6 protein-coding genes are annotated in these 8,459 nt (G+C 70.3%); 2 read left to right on the top strand and 4 right to left on the bottom strand.

Annotated elements, in window-relative coordinates:
* Positions 1 to 265: 265 nt before the first annotated feature.
* Positions 266 to 748, top strand: a complete 483-nt coding sequence (locus tag HV826_RS35425; RefSeq protein WP_176421434.1) for a hypothetical protein — start codon at positions 266 to 268, stop codon at positions 746 to 748.
* A gap of 81 nt (positions 749 to 829) precedes the next feature.
* On the opposite strand, the gene HV826_RS35420 is transcribed toward HV826_RS35425, so the two are convergent.
* The 3 genes from HV826_RS35420 to HV826_RS35410 are packed head-to-tail and all read right to left on the bottom strand — an operon-like array spanning position 830 to position 6,526.
* The gene (locus HV826_RS35420; protein ID WP_176421433.1) at positions 830 to 3,976 is read right to left on the bottom strand and encodes an efflux RND transporter permease subunit; all 3,147 of its coding nucleotides are present in this window, start codon (positions 3,974 to 3,976) and stop codon (positions 830 to 832) included.
* A 22-nt stretch (positions 3,977 to 3,998) separates the two neighbouring features.
* Positions 3,999 to 5,150 carry an efflux RND transporter periplasmic adaptor subunit gene (locus tag HV826_RS35415; protein ID WP_176421432.1) on the bottom strand — a complete coding sequence of 384 codons (1,152 nt, stop codon included), beginning with the start codon at positions 5,148 to 5,150 and terminating at the stop codon, positions 3,999 to 4,001.
* On the bottom strand, positions 5,138 to 6,526 hold the full coding sequence (locus HV826_RS35410; protein WP_176421431.1) for a TolC family protein: 1,389 nt from the start codon (positions 6,524 to 6,526) through the stop codon (positions 5,138 to 5,140). The genes HV826_RS35415 and HV826_RS35410 overlap by 13 nt, the downstream gene beginning before the upstream one ends.
* 136 nt (positions 6,527 to 6,662) lie before the next feature.
* Here HV826_RS35410 and HV826_RS35405 point away from each other — a divergent pair, with 136 nt between their 5' ends.
* A complete protein-coding gene (locus HV826_RS35405) occupies positions 6,663 to 7,100 on the top strand; it encodes a MarR family winged helix-turn-helix transcriptional regulator (RefSeq protein WP_255208543.1) in 438 nt (145 codons plus the stop codon).
* Positions 7,101 to 7,180: 80 nt separating this feature from the next.
* Here HV826_RS35405 and HV826_RS35400 read toward each other — a convergent pair whose 3' ends face one another.
* The gene (locus HV826_RS35400; RefSeq protein WP_176421429.1) at positions 7,181 to 8,209 is read right to left on the bottom strand and encodes a cell envelope biogenesis protein TolA; all 1,029 of its coding nucleotides are present in this window, start codon (positions 8,207 to 8,209) and stop codon (positions 7,181 to 7,183) included.
* Between the last annotated feature and the right edge of the window lie 250 nt (positions 8,210 to 8,459).

Below are 8,459 nucleotides of genomic sequence, written 5' to 3'. Positions count from 1 at the left end.
GGGGGGTACCTCCGGTGGGTTTCAGCGTACCCCAGGGGCCTGCCGGGTACCCGTCTTTGACGCACGGAGCCTCGCGGATGCGCCGCGCTCCGGTGCGTCGTGCCGATGGGCTGCCGCGTGTGATGGGGCTCTCTTGTCTGGAATTGTTTTTTCTTCGAGCCAGGTTGCCGCGTCCCTTTCGTATGGCAATGCGAGCCTGCGATTCCTTGTGGGCGCGGGCCGGTACGTGTCTCCCAGCGGCGGGAGACGTCAGAGGAGAACCACGATGAAGCTGAAGACGCTGGTGGGTGCTGTGGTGATGGTGGTGATGATGACGGGCTGCGGGCCAATGGAGGAGGCTCCCGTCGATGAGGGCGCGCAGCTGTCCACGCTCTCGACGGAGGAGCTGGAGAAGCTCCAGTCTTCGATTCCAGTGCCGGACGCGCAGATGCTGCAGGCCCTGCAGACGGCGTGCGGTACCACGCCCGAAGGTGCCTGTGTCGCCGCCGGGTACGGCGCGTGTACGGGGTGGTCTGCTGTCGTGGATTGCGGTGCCATCTCGGCGTGCGATCCGGATGACATCGCGTGCAAGCAGCGCATCTGCAATCCCGAGCGTCCGAGCGACTGTGAGTGGTACACGACGGGGACGCAGTACCAGGCCCGCAACCAGTACCGCGTCTGCTCCAACCCGGTGGGCGACACGTGCACCGAGTACATCCGGACCAGCCGCAGGGTTTGCGGCTGCGGCGGCAACGGCATTCCGTTCTAATCGCTGACAGGCCTGACAGCACACGGCCCGGCCCCTCATGAGAGGAGCCGGGCCGCGGTCGGTTCAGGTCTGTCGCGGGCCTCAGTGGGACGCGGCGGGCGTGGGCACCGCTTCGTCCTCACCGGTGGACCGCTTCGCATCGCCGCGGAGCTTCTGCATCAGCACGTAGAGCCCGGGGATGAACACGAAGTTCACCACCGTGGACACCAGCATGCCGCCGAACACCGCCGTCCCCAGCGAGTTGCGGGACGCCGCGCCGGCGCCGGAGGCCGTCATCAGCGGCACCACGCCCAGGAGGAAGGCGAAGGACGTCATCAGGATGGGACGCAGGCGGACCTCCGCCGCCTCCACCACCGCGTCGGTGGCGCTCTTCCCTCTCTCCCGGAGCTGCTCGGCGAACTCGACGATGAGGATGGCGTTCTTGCTGGCCAGGCCCACCAGCATCACCAGTCCCACCTGGCAGAACACGTCGTTGGCGAACCCGCGCGCCAGCTGCAACCCCAGCGCGCCCATGATGGCCAGGGGCACGGAGAAGATGATGACCAGCGGCAGGCTGAAGCTCTCGTACTGCGCCGCGAGCACCAGGAAGACGAAGAGCAGGCCCAGCGCGAAGATGATGGCCGTCTGCCCACCGCTCTCCTTCTGCTCCAGGCTGATGCCCGTCCACTCCGCGCTCATGCCCTGGGGCAGGTGCTGCGCGGCCAGCGCCTCCATGGCTTCAATCGCCTGGCCGGAGGACACGCCCGGCGACGGCTGCCCGTTGACCTCCGCCGCGCGGAACAGGTTGTAGTGGCGGATGACCTGGGCGGACACGGTGGGCTCCACCTTCACCAGCGACTCCAGCGGAATCATGTCCCCGGTGTCGCTGCGCACGTAGAAGGCGCCGATGTCCGACGGGCTGTCGCGGAACTGCTGCTCCGCCTGCACGTACACGCGGTACGTGCGGTTGGCGTAGTTGAAGTCGTTGACGTACTGGCTGCCCATGTAGACTTGCATGGTGCCGAACACCTGCTCAATCGGCACGCCGAGCGCCTTCGCCTTCTGCCGGTCCACCTCCACGTCGAGCAGCGGCGTGTCCGCGTTGAAGGAGGTGAAGACCCCGCGCAGCCGCGCGTCCTCGTTGCCCTTGGCCACCAGCAGCTGCGTGGCCGCGGCCAGGTCATCCAGCGACTTGGTGCCGTCGATGTCCTCGACGATGTACTGGAAGCCGCCCACGCTGCCGACGCCGCGGATGGCGGGGGGCTGGAAGGGCAGCACGCGCGCCCCTCCGATGCGGCTCAGTGGGGCCCGCAGCCGCTCCACCAGCGCGGACACCGACTGCTCCTTGCCCGCGCGCTCCTCCCAGGGGGCCAGCGCCGAGAAGATGGTGGCCATGTTGGGGCCGCTGCCCTGCATGGAGAAGCCGCCGATGGCGAACATGGCGCGCACCTCGGGCTGCGCCTGCAGAATCGCCTCCGCTTCGGCCAGCACCTTCTCCGTCTGGGCGAGCGACATGCCCTCGGGGCCCTGGATGGAGATGATGACGTAGCCCTGGTCCTCGTCGGGGATGAAGCCCGTGGGCGCGACGCGGAACAGCAGCACCGTGCCTCCGATGCACACCAGGAAGGCGAGCAGAATGAGGGCCGGATACTTCAGCAGCTTGCGCAGGCCCCGGCCGTAGAGGGCCTTCGTCCCGTCCAGCACCTTGTCCACCCAGCGGAAGAAGACCCACTTCTCGCCCACGTGGTGCTTCATCATCCGCGCGCTGAGCGCGGGGGTGAGCGTGAGGGCGCAGAAGGCGGAGAGGACCATGGAGGCGGCGATGGTCAGCGCGAACTGACGGTAGATGGCGCCCGTGGTGCCCGGGAAGAGCGCCACGGGGACGAACACCGCCACCAGCACGATGGAGATGGCGATGACGGCGCCGGCCACCTCCTTCATGCCCTCGCGCGCGGCCTGCATGGGAGACAGGCGCCGCTCCACCATCAACCGCTCGATGTTCTCGATGACGACGATGGCGTCGTCCACCACCAGGCCCGTGGCCAGCGTGAGGCCGAAGAGGGTGAGGGTGTTGATGGAGAAGCCCATCAGGTAGACGAAGGCGAAGGTGCCAATCAGCGAGACGGGGAGGGTGAAGGCGGTGATGAGCACGCTGCGCCAGCCGTGCAGGAAGAGGAAGATGACGAGGATGACGAGGACGATGGCCTCCGCCAGCGTCTTGACGACCTCGTTGATGGAGGCGCGGACGGCCAGGGTGGTGTCGGTGCCCGTCTGGAACTGCATGCCCGGCGGGAACTGCTTCGACAGGCGCTCGAGCTCCGCGTACACGCCGTCGCGCACGTCCAGCGCGTTGGCGGTGGGCAACTGGAAGATGCCCAGGCCCACGCCCGTCTTGCCGTTGAAGCGCAGGACGGTGCCGTAGTTCTCCGCGCCCAGCTCCACGCGGCCCACGTCCTTCACCCGGACGCTGGTGCCGTCCGTGGCCCGCATCAGGACGATGTCGCCGAACTCCTCCGGCTCCACCAGCCGGCCGCGGGCCCGCACCGCTATCTGATAGGGCTGGTCTTCGGTGGACGGAGGCTGGCCGACTTGGCCCGCGGCCACCTGGAGGTTCTGCTCCTGGAGCGCGCGCGTCACGTCCTGGGGCGTCAGCTTGCGGCGCGCCAGCTCCGTGGGGTCCAGCCACAGGCGCATGGAGAACTTGCGCTCGCCGAAGATGCGCACGTCACCCACGCCGGGCACGCGCTTGATGGCGTCCTTCAGGCTCACGTCGGCGTAGTTGCTGAGGAACTTGGCGTCGTAGCGGTTGTCCGGACTGAACAGGCCCACCGTCAGGAGCATCTGGCTGGAGGCCTTGTTGACGACGATGCCCGTCTGGTTCACCTGCGAGGGCAGGCGCGCCGAGGCGCGGCTGACGCGGTTCTGCACGTCCACGGCGGCCACCTCGATGTCGCGCGCGGCATCGAAGGTGATGGTGACCTGGCTGGTGCCGTCGTTGCCGCTGGTGGAGGTGATGTAGCGCATGCCCTCCACGCCGTTGAGCTCCTGCTCCAGCGGGATGGTGACGGCGCTCTCCACCACCTCGGCGCTCGCGCCCACGTAGGTGCTCGTCACGGTGACTTGTGGCGGCGCCAGGTCCGGGTACTGGGAGATGGGCAGCGTGGGGATGGCAATCAAGCCCACCAGCGTCAGCAGGATGGAGCAGACGATGGCGAAGACGGGCCTACGGATGAAGAAGTCGACGAACATGGTGCTGTATCCGGCCCTTCGTTCAGCGGCTCCCGCCGACAGTGCCGCCACCCGTGCCAGAGGCCCGGGGCGGGCCGCTGCCAGTGGGAGCGTTGGCCTGCTTGGGTTTCACCGCCATGCCATCCCGCAGCGCCTGCAGCGAGGACACGGCGACCTGGTCGCCCGACTGGAGCCCGCGCTCCACCACGTAGGCCATCTCGCCCAGCGCGCCGAGCGTGATGGGGCGGCGCTCCACCACCGTCTTCCCGTCCTTCGCCAGGACCACCAGCGCGAAGGGCTGGCCGCTCTGCCGCACGACGGCGAGCGCGGGAATCTGCAGCGCATCCCGGGCCGAGTACACGAGCCGCGCGCGCACCAGCTCGCTGGGCCGCAGGCCCACGGTGTTGCGGAAGGCGGCCTTCACCTCCACCAGCTGGGTGCGCGGGTCCGCCTGGGGCGCGATGTAGAAGACGTTGCTGGTGAGCAGCACCTTGCCCGTCCCGTCGAGGATTTCGAGCGCGGTGTCGGGCTTCATGGACCGGGCGCGCGTCGACGGCACCGACACGCTCACCTCGAGCACGTCCGCCTGCGCCACGCTGGTGAGCGGCGTCGTCATGCCCACGTAGTCACCCAGCCGCACCAGCACGTCGCCCATCGTTCCGGCGAAGGGCGCGCGCACCAGGTGGTACTGGAGCTGCACCTGGCGCTGCGTCACCTGCGCGGCGGACGAACGCGCCGCGGCCTGGGCGGCCTCCACCTGCGCGCGGCCCTGCTCCAGCTCCTGCGCGCTCGCGAGCCCTTCCTTGTAGAGCGCCTCGGTGCGCTCCAGCGTGCGGCGCGCCAGCTCCAGGCTCACCTGGGTGGAGCTGAGCTGCGCCTGCGCGCTGTCGAGCGCGGCGGTGCCCTCGCGCGAGTCCACCTCGATGAGCGCCGCGCCGGCCTCCACCTTCTCACCGGGGCGCACGTGAATCTTGCGCACGTAGCCCGCGACCTGGGGCAGCACGCTGACGCTCTGCCGCGACATCAGCGAGCCCAGGTACTCCCCCGTCTCGCGCACCTCGCGCGGGGTGAGTGTCAGGACCTCCACCTCGCGGGGCGGCGGGGCCGGCGGGGCGGCCTTCTGTCCCGAACAGCCCGCCACCACCGCCAGCAGGGTGACACCCCACATCGCCTTCATCTGGTTCACCAGTCGCACCGCGCCTCCGTCAGGAATGCGTCCAGGCGCGCCTGGACGAGCTCGAATTCACGCAGCACCAGGGTCAGCTCCGCCTGGCGCAGGGCCGCTCCGCTCTGCACCAGCTCCAGGCTGCTGCCGCGGCCCACTTCAAAAGAACGGCGGGTGAGGCGGTCGGTCCGGTCCGCGAGGTCGCGGGACGCCACCGCCGTCGACACCAGGGCCTCGGCTACCTCCACGGCGCGCCGGGCCTGGGCCACCTCAATCGACACGTCGCGGCGGGTGCTCTCCAGCGCCTGCGCCGCCTGGCGCTCCAGGCCCTCGCGCTCGCGAATCAAGCCGCCGCGCAGGCCGCCTTCCCAGATGGGGACGGAGAGCACCGCGGACACGCTCCAGATGGCCACGCGGCCGAAGCCGGGGTCCGTGGTGAGGCCAATGGCGGTGCTCGACAGGCCCAGCGTGGGCAGGTAGCCGGCGGTGGCCTGCTGGCGGCTGTCGCGCGCGGACTCCAGCTGCGCGCGCGAGGCCACGAGGTCCGTCCGCGCGTTCATGTCCTTCAAGGGCGCGCAGGCCCGCTGCGTCTCGTTCACCAGTCCCTGGAGGTTGAAGTCCCGGCTGACGCCCATGGCGTCGCCAAAGCCCACCGCCAGACCCAGGGCCTCACGGCTGCGCCGCAGCTGCTCGTCTCCCGCGACGAGGGCGCCGCGCGCCACCGCCACGTCCTGCTCCACGCGCACCACGTCCAGCTGGTTGCCCGCGCCCAGCTCATAGGTGCGCTGCGCGAGCGCGAAGCGCTCCAGGGCCTGCCGCAGGCCCACGCGGTTGATCTCCGCCGCCCGCTCCGCCGCCACCGTGGACACCAGCACCTGGGCCAGCCTCCGCGTGAGCAGCCGCCGCGTCTCCCCGAGCGTCGCCGCCGCGCTCTCCTCGGCGGCCACGGCCGAGGCGCGTCCGCGCCAGGCGCTGACGTCCACCAGGGATTGCGTCACGTTCGCCGTGGCGGTGACCAGCGGCGTGGAGGGACCGCCGCTGTCGCCGCCGCCAATGCCCACCAGCGGCGTACCGCCCGCGCCCACGGGGAGGTCGGGGTTGAGGAGGTCCACACCGACACTGGACGACAGACGCGCATTGGGTAGCAGTGCGGCCAGGGCCTGACGGGCGCGGCCCGCGGCGCGCTCCACGCCGGCTTCGGCGCTGCGGAGGTCGGTGGAGCGCGCCCGGACGAGCGCGAGCGCCTCGTCCCAGGTCGTTACCTGCCGCTGCGCGGGGGCAACGGGGGTGAGCATCGCGTCCTCCACCTTCGGCTGGAAGGGGACGGGCGCGGGAATGGACGATGACGGCTCGGTCAGCGTCGACGCCGCGACGAGCGCCAGGAGAATGACGGAAGGGGAGGCCATACCAGGAGGAGGAAATGAGGGAACTGCGTGTGGGCTGAAAACTTCCCCCCGTTGTGACCAAACGCGTCGCGTCGATGTAATTGACAATGGTTGTAGTCTGCAACCATCTTTGGGGGAGATGACTGTCCCGGAGCAAATGGCCTCGCTGCGGCGCGCCATCCGCCGCCTCCTCACCGAGCGGCTGGGCGAGCAGACCAGCAGGCCCTTCATGCAGTTGCTGGCGCTGAAATCCATCGCCGACGGTGTGCGCAGCCAGTCCGCCATCGCGGAGCGGCTGCTCGTGGACGCACCCGCGGTGAGCCGGCTCGTCGCGCGCCTGGAGGAGGACGGCCTGGTGAAGCGAAGCACCGCGGAGGATCGCCGGTGCGCGCGCCTGGAGCTGTCCCCGGCCGGCCATGCCGAGCTGAACCTGCTGAGCGACGCGCTCCTGTGGACGGACGAGGAGCTGCTCCGCTACCTCACGAAGCCGGAGATGGCGGAGCTCAAGCGCCTCATGGACAAGCTCCTGACGGGCCTCATCCAGGCCCGGGGGCCGGTGCCGCTCGAGGGCGGCTGCGGCTCGTCCGACGCCTGAGGTGGAAATGACGAAGGGCCCGGCCCTGGAGGTCCTCCAGGATGCCGAGCCCTTCAAGGTGCCCGTATCGGGCGGGTGCGTCAGGCCTGCGCGGGCTTGGACTCCGCGTCGGCCGGAGCGCTCTCGGGCGCCTGCTGCTCGGTGTCGGCCGGGGCCTCCGTCTTGGGGGTGGCCTGGGTCTCGCTCTCGGCGCGCACGCGCGAGGTCTCCTCGGTGCGCTGGTCGCTGGCGGCGACCTCCTCGGGCGTCAGCTCCGTGCGGTCGGCGAGCATGCCCGTCTTCTTCTCCAGGTCCTTGATGGCCCGGCGAATCAGGTCGCGCTCCAGGAGCGTGCGGTTGAGGCGCTTCTCCAGGGCCTTGTACTTGTCACGGCTCAGGTCCAGGTCGTGCTTGGTGGCGGCATAGACGCGCTGCTGCGTCTCGTTGCGGCCCTTCACCCGGCGCAGCTCCTTCTCCAGCTCCACCGCGCGGTTGCGGTCCTTGTTCGCCGCCTGCTCCAGCCGCTCCATCTTCTCGCGGTCGGCGTCATTCAGCTCGCGGTAGCGGCGCTGGCCACGCTCCTGCGCCGCCGGCTCCGTCGCCGAGGGCACCACCGGCACCACCGCGGCGATGACGGCCTCGCCCTCCTGGGCGGGGGCGGCGACCTGCGCGGCGGGCGCGGGCGCGGCGATGGGCGCTGCGGGCGCGGGCTGCGGGCGGCGGCCCTTGGCCTCCATGTCCGCCTTCAGCCGCTGGTTCTCCACCAGCGCGTGGGACAGCTCCTCGCGGGTCCGCTCGAGCTGCGCGGAGGCGTTGCGCTCCACCTCGGCGCGCGCCTTGGCCAGGTCCAGCGCGCCCTTGTCGGACTCCTTCTGCTCGTAGAGCTTGCGCTTGCTCTGCTTCAGCTGCTCCTTCAAGTCCTGAAGTTGAGTGCGCTGCTCGTCCAGCTCCTTCTGCTTGCGCTGCAGCTCCGCCTCGGCCTTGGCACGCGCCTGGGTGTCCGTCACCAGCTCGGCGCGGGGCGCCGACGAGGACGACGAGGGAAGCGCGGCGTGCTTGGGGCCGGCGAAGAGATTGAAATAGAGCGAGATGGCGAGCCCGACAGCAAGGGCGAGGACCAGGACCAGCACGGGAACGACCTCCACGGGGAAATGCAAAAAGCGGGGCAGCCTACCGTCAGCCCCCGGGGCGTCAAGGGTCCACTGCTGGACGTGCTTCGGTTCACTCCCTGCGTCGCCTCGGCCAGCGGCCCGGCGGGGGGCCGGAGCGCCGTCCGTCACCTCAGTACGCGTACTCCCAGCCGCCGCGCCCACCGGGGCGGGCTCCCAGGCGGGCGCTCAGCGCCCTCAGCCGTCGGACCCGCTCGGGGATGGGCGGGTG

Origin of the sequence: Myxococcus sp. AM010 (genome assembly GCF_013372585.1) — a bacterium.
Taxonomy (GTDB): Bacteria; Myxococcota; Myxococcia; order Myxococcales; family Myxococcaceae; genus Myxococcus; species Myxococcus vastator.
The sequence above is the reverse complement of the archived record's forward strand: the minus strand, read 5'-3'. Positions and strand labels throughout refer to the sequence as shown.

Excerpts from the sequence above, each read along its gene's own strand:
- HV826_RS35420 (WP_176421433.1), bottom strand. The coding sequence starts at position 3,976 with ATGTTCGTCGACTTCTTCATCCGTAGGCCCGTCTTCGCCATCGTCTGC.
- HV826_RS35425 (WP_176421434.1), top strand. The coding sequence starts at position 266 with ATGAAGCTGAAGACGCTGGTGGGTGCTGTGGTGATGGTGGTGATGATG.
- HV826_RS35405 (WP_255208543.1), top strand. The coding sequence starts at position 6,663 with ATGGCCTCGCTGCGGCGCGCCATCCGCCGCCTCCTCACCGAGCGGCTG.
- HV826_RS35410 (WP_176421431.1), bottom strand. The coding sequence starts at position 6,526 with ATGGCCTCCCCTTCCGTCATTCTCCTGGCGCTCGTCGCGGCGTCGACG.